This window comes from Bacillus sanguinis (genome assembly GCF_018332475.1).
In the GTDB taxonomy this organism is placed as follows: domain Bacteria; phylum Bacillota; class Bacilli; order Bacillales; family Bacillaceae_G; genus Bacillus_A; species Bacillus_A sanguinis.
Genome location: NZ_BOQB01000174.1, coordinates 1 through 18,671 on the forward strand (window position 1 = coordinate 1; position 18,671 = coordinate 18,671).

Consider the following 18,671-nt stretch of genomic DNA (forward strand, 5'->3'; position numbering starts at 1 on the left):
TCCACCAAGAAATCCATCGTTTTTTCATGTTAACACCCCTTACATTTCTTCTCTGTTAAAAGTATATTTTCGTTCGTTACATTTATAATGAAATGACTATAAAATTAGTTTTTATTAACTGTATATCTAACTTGTTTAAAGGTTACCATTTCCCCATCTTTATCATCATCTTCATTCTGTAAAAGCTGAACTCGTGGTTTGTAGTCTGTCCTATGAGCATCCTCGATACCTGTAATATCAAGCTTGTAGGATTCCCCATTCTTTATTTTTTGTTCGAATACTTTTGTATTGGCAACATAAATAAAAGTTACTTTATTTTCATCAATACCTTCAGTCTTAATTTCTAATTCGTTATCTTTTGTTGTAATCGTCGGTGTTAATAATTCAATACTGCCATTTCCAGTTTCTAAAGAATTTTCTACTATAGTTGAACATCCGGATAATATGATTGTGGTGAATAGAAGTATAGCTAATTTCTGTTTCATAACATCCTCCAATTTCAAGTGATTTTTGATTTTGGTATTGCTAGGCTTGTAGTATTTTATGTAAATGTTTAGCTAGCACTCTTTTTAATTGTACCATAATATGTAAAGTGAAACAGGTTATATATCCAATTTATGGAGAAATGAAAGGTTTACTTATTGTTGAGAATTAGTATTTTACAGTAGGTATATTTTTTTTAGAAAGCGGTGTTGCTAAAGGCATTATAAATTAGATGTTCAAATGTAGGATAATGAATTTGTTTTTTATGGAAATTACAATTTTTAAATATTAAAATAAAGATATGGAATAGATGAATTCATTCACTTCGGAGGTAGTTATTTGAATATTAACGAGAAGGCAATTGAAATGTTTGAACAAAATGAATATGAGGAAGCGATGGAACTGTTTCAACGAGCGGTACACGAATCTAGAGGTGTACAATCCCTCAATAATCTTGCTTGGATGTACTTTTATGAGGAAGAGGATAATGATAAAGCTCTTGAATTAATAAAAGAAGTTGTTAAGTTGAATCCTTCCTCATACTTTCCTTATAACATTTTAGGGGACATTTACATAAAACAAGAAAAGTGGGCAGAAGCGAAAGAAGCATTACAAAAATCTATTTCGATTCAACCATCGGATGAAGCATATCACAATGTAGCTGTAGCTCATTATAATCTTGGAGAACTGGAACAAGCTTCGGAATTTTTCTTGCGAGTTGCAGGGGATTCGGACTATATCATGTATAACTATGTAAAATGTTTAATTGATTTAGGACGAACGACAGAAGCGAAAGAGAAGTTAGATGCTTTTAACAGGAAAGCTGATGATTTTGTAGGGGAAATTAATGTAGCAGATTTATATGTTGAATTGAATTGTTATAACGAAGCAATTGAGTGTTTTGAAAAGGGATACAAAGAAGATTGGAAAAGCCCCAATTGGATTGCTAGATTTGTTTATGCTTTATATAAGGCTAATAATTTCTCCCGTATAAATGAAGTTATACGGGAATCTATTGAAGCGAAGACAGCAGAAATAGAAGATGTTCAGAATGAAGAAGTAGAAGAAAACTGGACAGAAAACGATAAGAAAGAGTTAATTGAGGAATATACAGAAGAGAATAATTGTTATAAAACAATGATAGAACGTATCAAATCTGGATATGTTCCAGGGTTGGAATTTGAAACGGATTATATAGGGGGTTGTTATTTATTTGGTTGTAAAAGACATAATCATCTTGAATATGAAGAATAAAAAAAATCGACTGTCAAATATGACGGTCGATTTTTTTATTATAGGTCGTTTGTCTAAAGATACCATCTCGACTTAATTTTGTTAAAGATGTTTCGTATCATTACATAGGTATGTATCCTCTTTAGGGAATCCTTTTTTTATATTTAAAATATGTAGTGAAATAAAACCAATAAGTCCTATTCCGCCGAAAATAAGCCATGGTGTATACATTCCGTTTAAGTTGGATGTAAAAGATGTACCCGTATAATTACCGATGATAAAACCAAATGCAAGTGATAGTTGATAGAATCCGAAGTAAGTAGCTGTATACGATTCGTTACTGTAATTTGCAATAGCGATATCAGCGTTAGGTAATACGAGTGTTTCACCGATTGTAAATAAAATTACACAAATAAATAGCCAGTAGGGGTGTTGAAATAAAGGAATGAGTAAAAAGGAAATGCTCATTAATAAAACACCGTATTTAATAATCGAAAGTGTGTTGTATTTGTGAAAGAGCTTTCGAAATAACACCATAAATATGACGCCTGTTATTGCATTTATCGTAATAACGAGTGTAGCAAGCTGATTGCTATTACTAATGTTTTTCATATGAAGTGGAAGTGCGACAGTAAGCTGAGTAAACATAATATAGAAGAAAATCATGATAAATGAAAACAGAAGAAAAGGCTTGTTTTGTAAGATAGCCTGTATTCCTAATGTAATAGACGTGTTTTCAGTAGTGACTTGGAAGTGATTTTTAAGTAAGTAAAAGATAAAAGCGAATAACAGCATAAGTGATCCTGTTAGAGAGAAGGCATAGATTGGATCAAGTAAGAGTAAGAACCCTCCTGCAATTGGTCCGATTATTGCACCACAATTAAAACTAAGGTTTAAATATGTAAATAAATTTTTTCTCATATGAGCTGGTTGTGAGCCGAATATGGCGCGAGCAGCAGGTTCGTAGAATGCAGTTCCGAAGCCAATAAGTGCAGAAGAAATAGAAATTGTATAGAAATCAGAGCATATTCCTAAAGCGATAAATCCGATTCCTCTTAAAAATAATCCAGCTATCATCATAATGATATAGCCTATTTTGTCAGCAATTAATCCTGAGAATAAAGGGATAACTCGTGATGTGATTGTCATAACCGTCAATACTGTTCCTACTTGAACAGCTGAAAAATGAAGAAAGGTTAATAGATAAATAGCTAAAAATGCGTATACAGCAAAATACCCGAAAGACATAAAAAATGAAGAAATAAGCATGAAACGTATTGGTATTGAGAAATTTTTCATATAACTCCTCCTAACTATGTAACCAGTAAAAATATTTGATGGTTAACTAATTTATATTATAATTATACATAAAGTCAGAAAAAAGTAAATTTTAAGAAGAAGGTGGATGGAATTGAATCAAAATGCACCAAATGAACTAGAATATATTCGGGGATTTTTAAATACATGGAAAATACCAAACGATACGAGAGAGCCAATTGATATGCTGCAAACAGAAGTGGATATAAATCTTTTTATGAAAGAATATTTTCATGAAGAGCTTCCATTTCATACGATAGAGGAATTAAAAAGTTTTCGAGAAGATATCCGGGTGGCAATTGAAGGCGTAAAATCATTGCAAAAGTGGTTAGAGAAATACCCATTTCATGTACAGGTAAAGGAAGATATGAAAGGTATTACATATGTGCCTGTGCATGAAGAGAATGTATATACCAAATTATTAAGCATTGTTTTAATGTCAATTCAAGAAAATTTTTGGGGAAGGTTAAAAGCATGTCCAGATTGTCGCTGGGTATTTTATGATCATTCGCGAAATGGAAGTAAAAGATGGTGCGGTATGTATGCTGGAGAAGAAGGAGGAAGAGCGTGCGGGACAATCGCCAAAGTGAAAAATTACCGTGCGAAGAGAAAAGGAAGATCGGATTATAATGTGTAATTTATATTAGGGGAAGAAAATGGGATGGGGGAATGTAGAATATGAAGGGTACACAAATGTTAGCTTTAAATAAAAAGTGTTGGGATACAGTAGCACCATATTTCTTTCAGGTAGATTGTTTACCGAAATACGGACCGTATACAGCGTCTGAAGATGAAATTCATTTGTTCGATTCAATTAGAAATAAAAAGGTTCTTGATATTGGGTGCGGAAGTGGGCATTCGCTGAAATATATGGCGGAACATGGCGCAGAGGAAGTATGGGGCCTGGATCTTTCAAGTGAACAAATTAAAACAGCGAATGAAACGTTAAAGTGTTGGAATCCAAAGTTAATATGCGGAGCAATGGAAGAAGAAGGAGATATTCCGAAAGGATATTTTGATATTGTATATTCCATTTATGCATTAGGTTGGACTTCGAATTTACGTAAAACGTTGAAACTGATTTATTCATATGTAAAGCCAGGAGGCAGTTTTATTTTTAGCTGGGAGCACCCAGTATATTCAAATTTACAGTATGGTACAGAAGAAATTGCTTTAAAGTCTTCTTACCTTGAGGAAACGCCTATTACGTTTGAAACATTTAAAGGGGAGAATGTACAAGCGACATTATATAAGAGAAAAATAAGTACATACATAAATGAGTTAAATAGAGCGGGATTTACAATTGAGAGAATAGAAGAGCCTGAACCATCGAGCTCGTTTGATGAAGAACGAGCTGAGCCGTCTACGAAATATTATTCTTTACATAAAGCTAGAATGGTGCCAACTACTTTTATTATTAAGGCGAGAAAGTAAAGTGTTTTATAAAAAGAAGCCTATCATTTCAAATAAATGAAATGATAGGCTTCTTTATTTTTAAGAAAATGAGGTCAAAGGTGTACTTTTCTTATAAAAATGCATTTCATATAAAAGGTGTAATTATTTTGGGGGAAGGGGGATTGTTGTGCGTCATCATAGAAAGTGCAAAAAATTTGGAGTGGCACTGCCTCTTCCACTTATAGGAGCAACTGGCCCAACTGGTGATAGTGGCCCAACTGGTCCAACTGGAGGGCATGAAGGTCCGGTTGGGCCTCCGGGAATCACTGGACCTACAGGAGCAACGGGTCCACAAGGCCCTCAAGGTATCAGGGGGATACAAGGGCCACGAGGGACAACAGGAGCTCAAGGAATACAAGGTACCGTTGGTGATACCGGAGAGCAAGGAATTACTGGTCCGGTCGGCTTACAAGGTCCTCAAGGATTAATTGGAAACCAAGGTCCAACGGGTGATAGTGGAGTACAAGGATTAGAAGGAATACAAGGAATTACAGGCCCAACTGGTAGTCAAGGTATACAAGGTCCCCAAGGAATACAAGGAGAGATAGGTGAGCGAGGACAAACGGGAGCACAAGGAATGCAAGGTGTGATAGGTGAAGCTGGTATTACAGGTGTAACAGGTCCTCAAGGTTCCCAAGGAGGGCAAGGAATACAAGGGGAGGACGGAACTACAGGTATACAAGGAGAAGAAGGTCCACAAGGAATACAAGGAATTACTGGAGAGCAAGGACACCAAGGTGATCAAGGGATACAAGGTGTAGTAGGCCCAACCGGTTCTACTGGTCTACAAGGCTCTCAAGGTATAAGCGGAATAAAGGGAATAACAGGTGTAATAGGGCCTCAAGGTCCATCAGGTATTCAAGGAATACAAGGGATAAACGGATCCACAGGTTTTCAAGGAGCAAAAGGAATACGAGGGATAACAGGAGCAACTGGACCTACTGGTACACAAGGTCCAGTAGGTCCGCCTGGTGGGCCTACAGGAACAACCGGTCCAATTGGTCCGTCTAGTGGAGTGACTGGTCCATCTGGTCCACCCGGTCCACCTGGGGGACCAACCGGTCCAACGGGCGAAACTGGTGCTCGGGGTGTAACAGGAGGAATTGGTGCAATAGGAGTGCAAGGGTTACAAGGTATAACTGGTCCTACTGGCGCTCAAGGTGTAAGGGGAGTACAAGGTTCTCAAGGTGTAATTGGTGTAGCTGGCGTACAAGGTGCACAAGGTTCTCAAGGTAATCAAGGAATAACGGGAGCAACCGGTGTAGAAGGTCCACAAGGTTCTCAAGGTCCGCAGGGGGAATTTGGTCCAACGGGTGCAGAAGGCCCTAAAGGTGTGCAAGGGATACAAGGAGTAACAGGTCCAACAGGAGCACAAGGAATGCAAGGGTTACAAGGTATACAAGGTCTAACAGGAGTGGTAGGAGCTGCAGGAGCTCAAGGTGCACAAGGCATACAAGGTGCAACCGGTCCAGCTGGAGCAGAAGGCATACAAGGTGCACAAGGAATCCGAGGAGAAACAGGGGCAGCTGGAGTACAAGGAATACAAGGAGTTCAAGGGATACAAGGGATAACGGGATTGACAGGTCCTCAAGGCGCACAAGGTCCTCAAGGAGTGCAAGGAATAATAGGGCCGACTGGAGCTATTGGTTTGCAAGGACCTCAAGGAATACAAGGTATAGTAGGCCCAACAGGAGCACAAGGCTCTCAAGGAATGCAAGGCATACAAGGAATAACTGGTCCGACAGGTGCGCAAGGAATTAGAGGTCCCCAAGGGAATCTAGGAGAAAACGGGATAACAGGTCCTCAAGGAGTGCAAGGTGCGCAAGGTACTCAGGGACCCGAGGGACCACAAGGAAATATTGGGGTTACGGGCGTAACTGGAGAAACAGGAGCGACAGGAGAAGCAGGGGCAACAGGAGCACAAGGAATACAAGGCGTTCAAGGGATTATGGGGATACAAGGAAGTACAGGAATGATCGGCCCAACTGGAGCAACGGGAGTAACCGGGATACAAGGTTCTCAAGGTATACAAGGCCCACAAGGACCAACTGGAGCAAGGGGAACGACAGGGAGTAGCGGTAGTGTAGGGCCGGTCGGAGCGCAAGGTAGTCAGGGGCCGATTGGAGCTGTGGGACCTACCGGATCCACTGGTAGTATAGGGGCTATAGGTTCCTTAGGGATAGTAGGTGCAACAGGGGCGACTGGCTTATCTAGCGGGGGTGGTTATTTTTTTTCTACTTCAACGAGTACAGTTGCAGCGAATGCATTAATACCAATTAATTCTGGGTCTACAACTTTTGGTTCTGGTGTCAGTTTAACAAATGCAACAACTGTAACGTTAAGTACGCCGGGAATATATTTAGTCAGCTACTATTTTCAAGGTGATCCAAATGGGGGGAATGAAACGATTTCCGTGAGGCTTACTTTAAATGGAACGCAAGTCACAGGGAGTTTTATTTTTTATGTTACAGGAGGTACCTTTGTATTAGAGCCAGCGATTTCTAATACGATGGTCATTAATGTTACTTCTTCAAATGCTACTTTATCTTTACAAAATGGCCCATTAGCTATTGGGCATGTCACGACATTATCTGGTGTGATAACAGCTAGTTTAAATGTATTAAAAATAGTTTGACACGTTAGTTATAACGGGGGAGATGCTTGTGAGGGATCAAGATAAGTGTAGTAAGTTTCAAGCACCTATTCCTTTTCCAGCGTCAGGTATTACGGGACCGACTGGTCCAACGGGTCCGACAGGTTCTTTAGGTGGACCGACTGGCCCGCAAGGAATACAAGGCGTACAAGGACCAATTGGTCCAACAGGTCCGACAGGAATTCAAGGAGTGCAAGGGGTACAGGGAGAGATTGGTCCAACCGGTCCAATTGGTTTAACAGGACCACAGGGTGCTCAAGGTAGTCAAGGGCCGATGGGGGAACAAGGTCCGCAAGGAATACAAGGTGTTCAAGGAATACAAGGCGAAAGAGGTCCAACTGGTCCAACAGGTATTCAAGGAATACAAGGAATTCCTGGCTCAATCGGTCCAACCGGTCCAACAGGAATACAGGGCGTACAAGGAGTGCAAGGAGAAATCGGTCCAACGGGCCCAACAGGAATACAAGGTATACAAGGAGTGCAAGGAGAAAATGGTCCAACCGGTCCAACTGGAAATACTGGTATACAAGGGGTGCAAGGTAATTTAGGAAGTAGTGGTTTACAAGGTGTAACAGGAATACAAGGAATACAGGGTCCGATTGGTCCAATCGGTCCAACAGGTTCTCAAGGAATTCAAGGGGAACAAGGACCAATGGGACCAACAGGGGCAACCGGCGTCCAAGGTTTACAAGGTCCACAAGGTGAGATGGGGCTAACCGGTCCAACAGGGTCTCAAGGAATTCAAGGAGTGCAAGGTGTAATAGGGCCAACTGGCCCAACAGGCTTGCAAGGGGATCCAGGTCCAACAGGCTCGACAGGTCAGGCGGGAGTAACTGGTCCAACAGGATCTGCAACCGGTCCAACCGGAGCAACGGGCCCAACCGGTCCACCAGGAGGTCCGACCGGTCCAACCGGTCCAGCAGGATCACCGGGAGGTCCAACCGGTCCGACTGGAGCAACCGGTCCAACAGGGGCGACGGGAGCAACGGGAGCGACTGGAATTCAAGGAGTGCAAGGAGTACAGGGACCAACTGGAACAACAGGTTTAACAGGTTTGCAAGGGGTGCAGGGACCAATGGGGGCAACTGGTCCAACGGGTGATCAAGGTATTCAAGGACCTCAAGGTGTAATGGGAGTAACGGGCCCAACCGGTCTACAAGGTTTACAAGGAGTGCAGGGACCGGTAGGCCCAACCGGCCCAACCGGTCCGCAAGGTGTGCAAGGGGCACAGGGGCCAATCGGGCAGGCAGGCCCTCAAGGAATTCAAGGCATACAAGGTGAGCAAGGCGTAAGGGGAGCAACGGGTCCAACTGGTTTACAGGGGTTACAAGGGATTCAAGGCATACAGGGACCAACTGGACCCCAAGGAATCCAAGGAGTACAAGGGCTGAGCGGCATAACAGGCCCAACAGGACCACAAGGAATTCAAGGCATACAGGGACCTCAAGGAAATATAGGTCCAACTGGTTCGACTGGAATCCAAGGAGTGCAAGGTCCAGAGGGTCCAACTGGTCCAACAGGGGCAACAGGACCACAAGGAATTCAAGGCATACAAGGTCTACAAGGCCCAACCGGTCCACAGGGCATTCAAGGAATCCAAGGAATCCAAGGTCCTATTGGTCCAACCGGCCCAACTGGACCGCAAGGAATTCAAGGGATAACCGGTTCGACGGGACCAACCGGAGCAACTGGAGCAACAGGGCAGGCGGGAGTAACGGGTCCTCAAGGTCCACAAGGAATTCAAGGACCACAAGGAGTAACAGGGCAGACGGGAGCAACTGGAGAGACAGGAGCAACGGGCTCACAAGGTCCACAAGGAATCCAAGGTCCACAAGGGATAACAGGTCCAACTGGTGCAACCGGCCCGACGGGAGCGACGGGTCCAACCGGTCCACAAGGAATCCAAGGACCACAAGGTGTGACGGGAGCAACCGGTGCAACAGGACCGACGGGAGTGACAGGTGCAACAGGACCGACAGGAATCCAAGGAATCCAAGGAATAACAGGAGCAACAGGGGGAACGGGAATAACGGGAGCAACCGGTGCCACGGGTCCAACAGGTTTGACAGGTGCAACTGGATCATCTGCAATATCAACAGGTGGCGGCTATTTCTTTTCTACATCAACGAGTGCCATTGCAGCAAATGCCAATATTCCAATTAATAGTGGATCTACAGTATATGGAACAGGTGTATCTTTAACTAGTTCCACAACGGTTACCGTATCTACGCCAGGCATATATTTAGTAAGTTATTATTTTCAAGGAGATGCAAGTGCGGGGAATGAGACAGTATCTGTCAGATTACTATTAAATGGAGCCCAACTAACAGGGAGTTTTATACAAAACGTAACGACATCAACTGTAGTAATCGAACCTGCCATTTCAAATACACTCCTTGTGAATGTAACGAGTGCTAATTCCACGTTAGTATTACAAAATGGTCCATTAGGTGTAGGGCATGTGACCACTATAGCAGGTGCGATTACGGCAAGTTTAAATGTAGTGAGAATATTATAAGGAATATAAAAAACACAAGGAATGTCTTTTTAGACACACCTTGTGTTTTTGATGTTAAATGAACCATTTCCTTATCTTTTCGGTTGAAAAATATGTTGAAAGAAGTATTTGTGATGTAAATTATCTACAACTTTATTTGCTTGATATGTGCGGTGTTGTTCGAGTCGAAGTCTTTGCTCCATCATTTTTATTGCGTGATCAGATAAACGTAACATTTTACATTTCTCCTTTTCTATAAATATAGGTGACTATTTGGTATCGATCCCATATTTACAATTAAGGAGGCAAAATGTGTAACATAGGCAAAAAGCACCTTCCTCTCCCATTACGCTTACGAGGTTAGCTGTCGGACTCGGGAAGTGAGAGTTTCCCTACTTAAATAAGATTCGCCCCAAGTAGCATAGCTACAAAAATGGTTCCCCCGCTCCAAAATTTGGACTCAGCAAAAGGTTTTATAAAGTAAAAGATAACATAAATAAAATAATAAGTCAAACTATTTGTTGTTTTCTGATTTTTTAAGTGAGGTTAAAATCACTCCATCGGGTAATATGATATCCTTTACTTCAATAAATCCATGTTTTTTGTATAAAGACAGAGCGGGGGTATTTTCTTTCCCTGTTTGTACAACATATGTTTTAGAAGAAGAGAACATGTCAAATACATATAGTAGTAGTTTTGTTGCAATTCCTTTATGAAAATGATCGGGGGATACTACTAAACGATGAATATCAACTTCCTCTTCATCTATTTTAAAAGAAATAAACCCGGCAAGTGTATCTTCATAAAAATAGCCGTAAAAAATTTCATCACATAATTGAATATCGGCTACAGTATCATAAAGACGAGGGATAGCCGTACTATTTATATATTTTGCTTCAATTTCATAAGCGGGTATTTGAATGTTTAAAATAGAAGTAGCAGTGTTGTGAGAAGTTGTTATTAATTTTTGAATCATAGGGTAAAACCTCCTTATAGGCTTTATTTTCATAGATTTGACAAGATTTTTCTTTATTGGATATAATAATTATAATAGTTACATAACAATTTAGTATGAAAAAGAAATACACCATAGTAGAAATGGAGGACTAAAAATGGGATGGATTATCACATTAATAGTTGGTGCTATTATAGGTGCAATTGCAGGTTCTATAACGGGTAAAAATTTTCCGGGTGGTATGTTTGGAAATATTATCGCAGGTTTATTAGGTGCTTCGTTAGGCGGTAGATTATTTGGATCTTTTGGGCCATCATTTGGTGGGATTCATGTCGTGCCAGCATTATTAGGAGCAATCGTGTTAATTCTTATTGTATCATTTGTAGTGAAAGCTGCAAAGAAATAGATATATAGATTATGATGAAAAGCCCTGAATAAGGGCTTTTCATCATTCGAAGAGGTGGTTTCGTTGGAGAAAATAAATATAAGAAAAAGAGATAAGCTGAAAAAGTTTTTTAGAGAACACAATTATTTAGCAGTGTTACTTGGGTTTGCACTATTGTTCATTAATATTTTATTACTAACAAAAATATCATTTGTTTTTACACCGTTTATCGTCTTTTTAAAAACAATTTTCTTCCCGGTATTATTAGCGGGCGTACTATTTTACATTTTACATCCATTCGTTTCACTTTTAGAAAAGAAAGGTGTTTCCAGAATCGTATCGATAGCCTCGATATACTTAATAGTAATTGGATTATTTGTGTTTTTAGTCGTAACGGTTATTCCGATTATTAAAGATCAAATTGATGCATTAATAGATAACTTACCGTATTTCGGTCATGAAATTGAACGAGCAGCACGACGATTCGGGGAAAGTAATTTACTAGGAAAAATTCAGGAGAATTTAAATATTGATGTAGCGAGTATGGTAAAAGACTACACAGTTGATTTTACGAAGTCGTTATCATCAGTAACTGGGAATGTAACTGGATTTTTAAGCACTGTGACAGAGGTCGTTTTAACGTTTGTAATGGTTCCGTTTATATTGTTCTATCTTTTAAAAGATGGTGAGCAATTACCGAATCATTTCTTAAAGTTTATCTCAGAGCAAAGACAACCAGCAGCAATGAGAATACTAGATGATATGCATTATGCGATTAGTTCGTATATTAGAGGACAAATTATCGTTAGCTTATTTATCGGTATTATGCTATTAATTGGTTACCTTATTATCGGTATTAAATATGCGGTACTACTTGCTATTTTAGCGATGATTGTAAATATCGTTCCGTATGTAGGACCAATCATTGCAATTACACCAGCGTTAATTATCGCGTTTATTGACTCGCCAGGGATGGTGTTAAAAGTAATTATTGTTATGATGGTTGTACAATTAGCAGAAGGTAAATTTATTTCTCCGCAAGTCATGGGGAAAAAGCTAGATATTCACCCGATTACTATCATTTTTATTATTTTAACTGCCGGAAATTTATTTGGAATTATGGGGATTATTTTAGCGATCCCAGGATATGCGATATTAAAAGTGTTAGTTACGCACGGTTATCGATTTGTTAAGTTGAATACGTGAAAAAAGCTAGAACAGATAGTACTGTTCTAGCTTTTTTACTCTTTCTATAGTAGACAAATTGACTTCATGCGTAGGCTTTTAATTCAATAATAGGTAGATTGCTTTCCTTTAGTTTGTAGTCAAATATTAAATCGTCCATGCGAAAATTCGCATCCACTTCAAGAGAAATGAAAGTACCTCCGATTTCTACTTGATTTCCGTTCTCGTTTTCAAAAGTGAGCGTACCTTCAAACGATTCTATATACTCATCACAAGTGTATACATATATAGCGATAGGTGTGAAATGTATAATTACCCCTAAAGTATCACCTTGCGTTGTATCATCGTTTTTAAACTCATCATTCTTTTTAGTAAACCAACCCATAACATCACCTCTTTTTTGTATTGTAAATCGCTTCTATATATATTGATTATATATTGTTAGGGATAAATTGGTAATCATTATTGTTAAAACGCTAAAAAATTTGAATATTTAGTTTTGTGTCAGGAGAAAATGTGATAAACTGTAAAAAATAAGCAAAAGCGATGAAAGAGAAGAGTACATATTCAAAACTTTTCAGAGAGCTGATATGTGGTGGAAATCAGTAAGGGATGAATATGGAATGGGCTCTGGAGCTTCTAACTGAAATGAGTAGGTAAAGACGGTTGCTTCACGTTAAGAAGTTGAAGTGAGCTATTCATGATAGCTAATTAAGGTGGTACCGCGGGAGTCTCTCGTCCTTTTTTAAGGATGAGGGGCTCTTTTTATTTTGAGAAAGGAGGAGTTAGGATGAGTGACAAAATAATGTTAACAGGAATTAAGCCGACAGGTTATCCGCATTTAGGAAATTATATTGGTGCAATTAAACCTGCGTTGCAAATGTCAAAGAGTAATGAAGGAAAAGCATTGTATTTCATAGCTGATTATCATGCATTAAATGCTGTACATGATCCAAGTCAGTTTAGTAGTTATACGAAAGAGGTAGCCGCTACTTGGTTATCACTCGGACTTGATGAAGATGTTATTTTTTACAGGCAAACAGAAGTACCGGAGATTCTAGAACTAGCTTGGATATTAGCTTGCCTAACTCCGAAAGGGCTTATGAACCGTGCTCATGCGTATAAAGCGAAAGTAGAGCAAAATAAAGAGGCAGGGTTAGAGGTAGATGCTGGTGTGAATATGGGGTTATATATGTATCCGATCTTAATGGCAGCCGACATATTACTATTTCAGGCTACGCATGTACCTGTCGGAAAAGATCAAATTCAGCATATTGAAATCGCGCGTGATATTGCGACGTATTTTAATCATACTTTCGGAACGACATTTACAATTCCAGAGTATGTCATACAAGAAGAGGGCGCAATATTACCAGGGCTTGATGGAAGAAAGATGAGTAAAAGTTATGGGAATGTGATCCCATTATTTGCAGAGCAAGAAAAACTACGAAAGTTAATATTTAAAATTAAAACAGATTCTTCACTTCCAAATGAACCGAAAGAACTAGAAACGTTATATACAATATATAAAGAATTTGCGACAGAAGATGAAATGCAGTCATTACGTGAAAAATATGAGACTGGAATCGGATGGGGCGATGTGAAAAAAGAGTTGTTTCGCGTTGTAGATCGTGTATTGGCTGGACCTCGTGAGAAATATGCAATGTATATGAATGAACCGGATTTATTATATGAAGCGTTGGGAAAAGGTGCTGAACGGGCAAGAGAAATCGCGAAGGTAAATTTAGCGGAAATTAAAAAACGGATTGGATTTGAAGGGGGACGTTAAGCGTTCCCTTATTTTTTTGCAAAAAAAAAACGAACGAAATTTCAATTTGTTACCAATATAGAGTGAGGAGGGATAGAAATGATTACAACTCTCGAGTTAAAAGTGTTGTTATTCCAAATAGGAACAGAAATTGTACCACCTAGTAATTTAAAAGAAAAAATTTTAATTCAGGTTAATTTGGTGGAGGGAATAAAACTTAATCATGTTGAGGTGAATAATGATGGATGAAGTTGTGTTAGCAGTTCAAGAGTTAAGTAAAACATATGAGAGTGTAGATACAAATGTTAGGGCGTTACAAAATGTATCTTTGGAGTTAAATAAAGGAGAACTCCTTGCCATAATGGGAACGAGTGGATCTGGAAAGAGTACATTACTAAACATTCTTGGTGCTCTAGATAAGCCTGATGAGGGGGTTCTCTATGTAAATGGTGAAGTGCCTGAAAATATGTTTATTGAACCGTATGCGACAGAGTATAGAAGGGATAACATAGGATTTATATTCCAGTCATTTCATTTATTAAAGGATTTATCTGTAGAAGAAAATATTGCGTTACCCCTCATATTATCAGCTAATTCAGAAGAGGAGATACGAGAAAAAACAAATAAAATATTAGATGTTCTTGGTTTAGTAAATTGGAGAAATCATCGACCAGTTCAGCTTTCTGGGGGGCAACAACAACGTGTTGCAATTGGTAGGGCGTTAATAACATCTCCCCCAATTGTTCTTGCAGATGAACCTACTGGAAATTTAGATTTCAATACGTCTAATGATATTTTACGAGTACTGGTCGATATGAAACAAAAATTTAATCAAAGTATGATTCTTGTTACTCATGATCCCCACATTGCTACGTATGCAGATCGGGTTCTCTTCTTTCATAATGGAGAAGTTGTTGATGATTATACGTGTTCTCATGGAGTAAATGATATGAATATTATTTTAGATAAATTCAAAAAAATAATGGGGAAATCAAAATGATAAAATCAGTACGAGGATTAAGTTTACGCTTTTTTAAGACGAATAAATTCACTGCTATTTCCTCTATAGTTAGCGTTATGTTGGCTGTTTCTCTAATTGTTACGATGATTGTATTTTCGAGTCATGCGAAACAGTCTGTTATAAATGAAGTGAAAAATGTATACGGAGATATGGATTTATCTGTCGGATATAACCCTGATCAAAATAAGTTGATGGATAAATCTTTACTGCAAAATATTAAGGAACAAGAAAATGTTGAATACATGTCAAAAGTATTAGTAAATCATTTGCAAGTAAATAAATTGAATACAGCTATTTATACAGTAGGTGTTCAAAACGATTCATTATCTAAAAGTCGATATCATTTTTCTAAAAATATATCAAATGAGGAAGTAACATTAAATGATGGATTAGCAGAAACTTTACAAGTAAAAGTTGGGGAAAAGATTGAAATCGAAAATAAATCATATGTAGTAAAAGAAGTGTTGCCTGATATAGAAGCTGGAGGTTCAGCTCCAGATATACTTATTTTATCTGAAGGTGCGGTGAAACAGCACATATATGAAAAAACGGGTAAACACAATGAAGCTACTTATTTGTTAATAAAAGCAAAAGAGAATGCAGATGTACTAGCATTGTCTAGTGAAATTCATAAAATAGACAAAGAATTAAGAATCGATATTGCGGAGGAAGACGAGTTTTTAAAAAGTAATTTAGCATCATTACATATTTTTATAATCGTTTTATCTACATTAATACTTATTGTTACTGCGTTATTGTTGGTGTCTAATTTTGAAGTGTTTTTATATAAATATAAAAGTCAATTTGCTATTATGCGATCAATGGGAGCAACAACGAAACAAATGTTTAAAGTTATATTTATTCAATGTAGTGTAATCAATTTCTTTGGTGGAATATTAGGTTTGTTACTAGCTGTAATAAGTAACCGTTTTTTACAAAGTTGGCTAGAGCATGTATTTGCTTTTCAAATTAATTCAATGAATTTTGATTATAAAATAGCAATTGTAACAGTGATTTTTAGTATCTTTTTTATTGAACTGTTTATGTTATATCCGTCATACAGAAGTTCGAAAATATTGCCAGTAAAGCTTATGCGGGAGAATGAAGAATCCGATTTTTCTAATAAAAAAATACGCAGTATTATGGGGAAATTCCTTTTAATGAGTAGCGTATTTTTAACTGTTTTAGGTGGGTTTGTAGCAAATACGGGAGATACGCAGGCAATAGTGATATTAATAGGAGCTATATTTCTCGTTTTAGGAGTATATATTTTATTTCCGACTTATCTCTCTTCGATATTAATAGCATGTCTACCTATAATGAAAAAAATATTTGGAAGGAATACATTTGTTGCTATTAAAAATGTAATTCCGCAAGTAAGAAAAAATACATTTGTTATCTTAATGATAAGTACAATGATGGTGATAGTTGTCTTCGGATCCACTATATTTAAAACGATGCAAAAAAATAATGAAAGATATTTACAACGAGAATTTCCAACACATATTGTTGTGGAAAATCGTTTGAATAATGATTCAACCATTTCCTCACCTCATATACAAAATATATTTAAAGAAATAAGTAGTGTAAAAGGAGCTAGTACGATTAGTACGAACTCACTGGCAGAATTAAAGCAAGGTGAAAAATATATTACTTTTGACTATAATTTAGGTGATGTAAAGGAAATGGAAAAGCAAGGATTACTGCCAAAACTACCTGCAAACTTCGAGAATAGTATAATTGTTACAGAAGAGTTAGCGGGGCGATATAAACTTCATGTAGGCGATATCGTTCAATTGGGTCTATTTTCAGAACAGGAACAAAAAGTTAGACCGATTGGTAAGGTAGAAGTTGGATTAATTGTTAACAAACTACCAAATTCTCCTTCGGTACTCATGGATTGGAGTAATGTAAAATATAAACAAGATTATACAGTTTTTGAGCGTGCATTTATTAGTTCAAATAATGAGAGAGAGACGTTGGAGCAATTAAAGAAAGTGAAAGATCAATATCCACAATTAAAAATAAGTAGTTATACTCAATCATTAAAACAATCTAATTTAATGTTTCAGCAAAGGTGGTCCATTTTCATCGTTGTTATTGTAGTGATTTTGTTTAGTGTGACATTAGGGGTATGTAATACACTTATAAATAATATTCAATCTAAAAGAAAAGAGTTTGCTATTTTACGAGCAATAACAGTTAAGAAAAAAGGGGTTGTACAAATTATTTTGACGCAAGTTAATTTATATGTACTTATTGGAATCGTACTAGGGGCTGTTATAGGAGCATTATTAACCTATATGGTAAGTATAATAGATCGTACACCTTTATTTTTTGATTTCAAACTTATCTTAAGGGTAATAGCGGGGATGTTTGGAATAGTCTTTATTATTTTTATACCTTTTGCTAATAGAATAGGAAAAAGGGACATTGTAGAAGAGTTAAATAAGGATAATAAATAAAAAGAGGTTAACCCAAGTTGCTATTCAGCTACTTTTGGGTCAATCTCTCTTTTTATTAACAATTGATTTTCATATTGATGTGCTCATTCATAAATGTATAGTGCATTATTTTAGTTAGATGCCACCGAGTAATATCATTAGGTGAAGTAAGGAGTTTGCATTTCTTTTTGAAACTTATTAGTTGCATATATTAAAAAGTATGCTACTATAGGGATACTTATTAAACTTGTTTAATAAGTATAATTAAAATCACTTATTAAAGATGTTTAATAAGTGCGGTTCATTCGATAACAAAGGAGATGATTGTATGAAAACAGAAAAAGAAAAGATGTTGGCGGGAGAAATGTATATTGCGGATGACGAAGAATTAGTAGCTGATAGGGTGGAGGCAAAACGTTTAACACGCCTTTATAACGAGGCAATGGAGACAGGAGATGAGAGACGTTACACTTTATTAAATCAGCTTTTAGGTTCTTCAGCTGATGGAAAAGCCCAAATTAATCCTGATTTTCGTTGTGATTACGGCTACAATATCCATGTTGGAAAGAGCTTTTTCGCAAATTTCAATTGTGTGATTTTAGACGTTTGTGAAGTTCGAATCGGTGATAATTGTATGTTTGCACCTGGTGTTCACATTTATACTGCTACGCATCCTTTACATTCGGTAGAGCGGAATTCTGGTAAAGAATATGGGAAGCCTGTAAAGATTGGTAACAATGTTTGGATTGGCGGGGGAGCTATTATTAACCCTGGTATTTCAATTGGAGACAACGCTGTAATTGCTTCAGGGGCAGTTGTGACAAAAGATGTACCTAATAATGTAGTAGTTGGTGGTAATCCAGCTAAAGTTATTAAAACGATAGACTTATAGAAATCATTTTTCATGGGTATATGAATAAACTGGTGTCGTATCGTATAGACAATGTGAAAGGTGTTTCATATGGAGAAAAATAGTGCGGATAATCATACAAAGACATTACTTGCCTCTCGAAACGCTCTGTTTCTTATTTGTTTTGCCGGTTTTCTCGTTTGCTGTAAGTTGCTATCATCGGTTATACAGCCTTTTTAGTCGGCTAGGTATACTAGGGGAAGCATTCGGAATACGTAATGCTTTGCTAGCAGTTTTATTATTTGTTATCTTGTCTGGAATTGTATCGTCTGTTACGAGAGAGAATACATCGAGTTAAATACGGAATGCCGCTATTAGAAATATATCATCTCTATTGCTTTAGAAAATGATGTATGATATATTGT

Annotated in this window: 17 protein-coding genes, 1 pseudogene, 1 riboswitch and 1 other annotated feature; of the genes and pseudogenes, 13 read left to right on the forward strand and 5 right to left on the reverse strand. The window is 37.7% G+C overall.

Translation table 11 applies throughout. The features are described 5' to 3' along the window. Window positions 1-104 precede the first annotated feature (104 nt). A complete protein-coding gene (locus KI369_RS18680) occupies window positions 105-485 on the reverse strand; it encodes a hypothetical protein (RefSeq protein ID WP_212956928.1) in 381 nt (126 codons plus the stop codon). A gap of 337 nt (window positions 486-822) precedes the next feature. Between KI369_RS18680 and KI369_RS18685 the strand changes: the two genes are divergently transcribed. Further along, window positions 823-1,737: a tetratricopeptide repeat protein gene (locus tag KI369_RS18685; RefSeq protein WP_212956929.1), complete on the forward strand. Its 915-nt coding sequence runs from the start codon at window positions 823-825 to the stop codon at window positions 1,735-1,737. Between the two features lie 81 nt (window positions 1,738-1,818). On the opposite strand, the gene KI369_RS18690 is transcribed toward KI369_RS18685, so the two are convergent. Next, window positions 1,819-3,015: an MDR family MFS transporter gene (locus tag KI369_RS18690; RefSeq protein WP_212956930.1), complete on the reverse strand. Its 1,197-nt coding sequence runs from the start codon at window positions 3,013-3,015 to the stop codon at window positions 1,819-1,821. A 112-nt stretch (window positions 3,016-3,127) separates the two neighbouring features. Between KI369_RS18690 and KI369_RS18695 the strand changes: the two genes are divergently transcribed. From KI369_RS18695 to KI369_RS18710, 4 genes are all read left to right on the forward strand, one after another. After that, window positions 3,128-3,670: a CGNR zinc finger domain-containing protein gene (locus KI369_RS18695; RefSeq protein ID WP_212956931.1), complete on the forward strand. Its 543-nt coding sequence runs from the start codon at window positions 3,128-3,130 to the stop codon at window positions 3,668-3,670. Between the two features lie 41 nt (window positions 3,671-3,711). Next, window positions 3,712-4,467, forward strand: coding sequence for a class I SAM-dependent methyltransferase (locus KI369_RS18700; RefSeq protein WP_212956932.1), 756 nt, complete (start codon window positions 3,712-3,714; stop codon window positions 4,465-4,467). A 148-nt stretch (window positions 4,468-4,615) separates the two neighbouring features. Next, window positions 4,616-7,123 carry a collagen-like protein gene (locus KI369_RS18705; protein WP_212956933.1) on the forward strand — a complete coding sequence of 836 codons (2,508 nt, stop codon included), beginning with the start codon at window positions 4,616-4,618 and terminating at the stop codon, window positions 7,121-7,123. Between the two features lie 22 nt (window positions 7,124-7,145). After that, a complete protein-coding gene (locus tag KI369_RS18710; RefSeq protein ID WP_212956934.1) occupies window positions 7,146-9,659 on the forward strand; it encodes a BC_3345 family exosporium-associated protein in 2,514 nt (837 codons plus the stop codon). 71 nt (window positions 9,660-9,730) lie between these two features. Here the strand turns inward: KI369_RS18710 and KI369_RS18715 are convergent, their stop codons facing one another. Then, window positions 9,731-9,874, reverse strand: coding sequence for a hypothetical protein (locus KI369_RS18715; protein WP_000945246.1), 144 nt, complete (start codon window positions 9,872-9,874; stop codon window positions 9,731-9,733). 97 nt (window positions 9,875-9,971) lie between these two features. After that, window positions 9,972-10,114, reverse strand: a riboswitch (cyclic di-AMP (ydaO/yuaA leader). Window positions 10,115-10,152: 38 nt separating this feature from the next. Continuing rightward, window positions 10,153-10,614 (reverse strand): GNAT family N-acetyltransferase, encoded by a 462-nt coding sequence (locus KI369_RS18720; RefSeq protein WP_212956935.1) that lies wholly within the window; start codon window positions 10,612-10,614, stop codon window positions 10,153-10,155. A gap of 136 nt (window positions 10,615-10,750) precedes the next feature. On the opposite strand from KI369_RS18720, the gene KI369_RS18725 reads away from it, so the two are divergent. Both KI369_RS18725 and KI369_RS18730 read left to right on the forward strand, forming a co-directional pair. Continuing rightward, window positions 10,751-10,999 (forward strand): GlsB/YeaQ/YmgE family stress response membrane protein, encoded by a 249-nt coding sequence (locus KI369_RS18725; protein ID WP_000539720.1) that lies wholly within the window; start codon window positions 10,751-10,753, stop codon window positions 10,997-10,999. Window positions 11,000-11,062: 63 nt separating this feature from the next. After that, entirely contained in the window at window positions 11,063-12,184 is a 1,122-nt protein-coding gene (locus tag KI369_RS18730; RefSeq protein WP_212956936.1) for an AI-2E family transporter, read from the forward strand. A 64-nt stretch (window positions 12,185-12,248) separates the two neighbouring features. Here KI369_RS18730 and KI369_RS18735 read toward each other — a convergent pair whose 3' ends face one another. Next, complete coding sequence (locus KI369_RS18735) at window positions 12,249-12,548, reverse strand: hypothetical protein (RefSeq protein WP_212956937.1); 300 nt, start codon at window positions 12,546-12,548, stop codon at window positions 12,249-12,251. 152 nt (window positions 12,549-12,700) lie between these two features. Continuing rightward, window positions 12,701-12,909, forward strand: a binding site (T-box leader). Window positions 12,910-12,953: 44 nt separating this feature from the next. Here KI369_RS18735 and KI369_RS18740 point away from each other — a divergent pair. The 6 genes and pseudogenes from KI369_RS18740 to KI369_RS18765 form a co-directional block, all read left to right on the forward strand. Next, the gene (locus KI369_RS18740; protein ID WP_212956938.1) at window positions 12,954-13,952 is read left to right on the forward strand and encodes a tryptophan--tRNA ligase; all 999 of its coding nucleotides are present in this window, start codon (window positions 12,954-12,956) and stop codon (window positions 13,950-13,952) included. A gap of 78 nt (window positions 13,953-14,030) precedes the next feature. Further along, window positions 14,031-14,180 carry a hypothetical protein gene (locus tag KI369_RS18745; protein ID WP_076870194.1) on the forward strand — a complete coding sequence of 50 codons (150 nt, stop codon included), beginning with the start codon at window positions 14,031-14,033 and terminating at the stop codon, window positions 14,178-14,180. Beyond that, the gene (locus KI369_RS18750) at window positions 14,173-14,931 is read left to right on the forward strand and encodes an ABC transporter ATP-binding protein (RefSeq protein ID WP_212956939.1); all 759 of its coding nucleotides are present in this window, start codon (window positions 14,173-14,175) and stop codon (window positions 14,929-14,931) included. The genes KI369_RS18745 and KI369_RS18750 overlap by 8 nt, the downstream gene beginning before the upstream one ends. Continuing rightward, window positions 14,928-17,417, forward strand: coding sequence for an FtsX-like permease family protein (locus tag KI369_RS18755; RefSeq protein ID WP_212956940.1), 2,490 nt, complete (start codon window positions 14,928-14,930; stop codon window positions 17,415-17,417). Before KI369_RS18750 ends, KI369_RS18755 begins: the two co-directional genes overlap by 4 nt. Before the next feature lie 307 nt (window positions 17,418-17,724). Continuing rightward, entirely contained in the window at window positions 17,725-18,288 is a 564-nt protein-coding gene (locus KI369_RS18760) for a maltose acetyltransferase domain-containing protein (RefSeq protein ID WP_212956941.1), read from the forward strand. A 167-nt stretch (window positions 18,289-18,455) separates the two neighbouring features. Beyond that, window positions 18,456-18,604: pseudogene (locus tag KI369_RS18765) on the forward strand (MFS transporter); the annotation flags it as partial. Window positions 18,605-18,671: the final 67 nt, after the last annotated feature.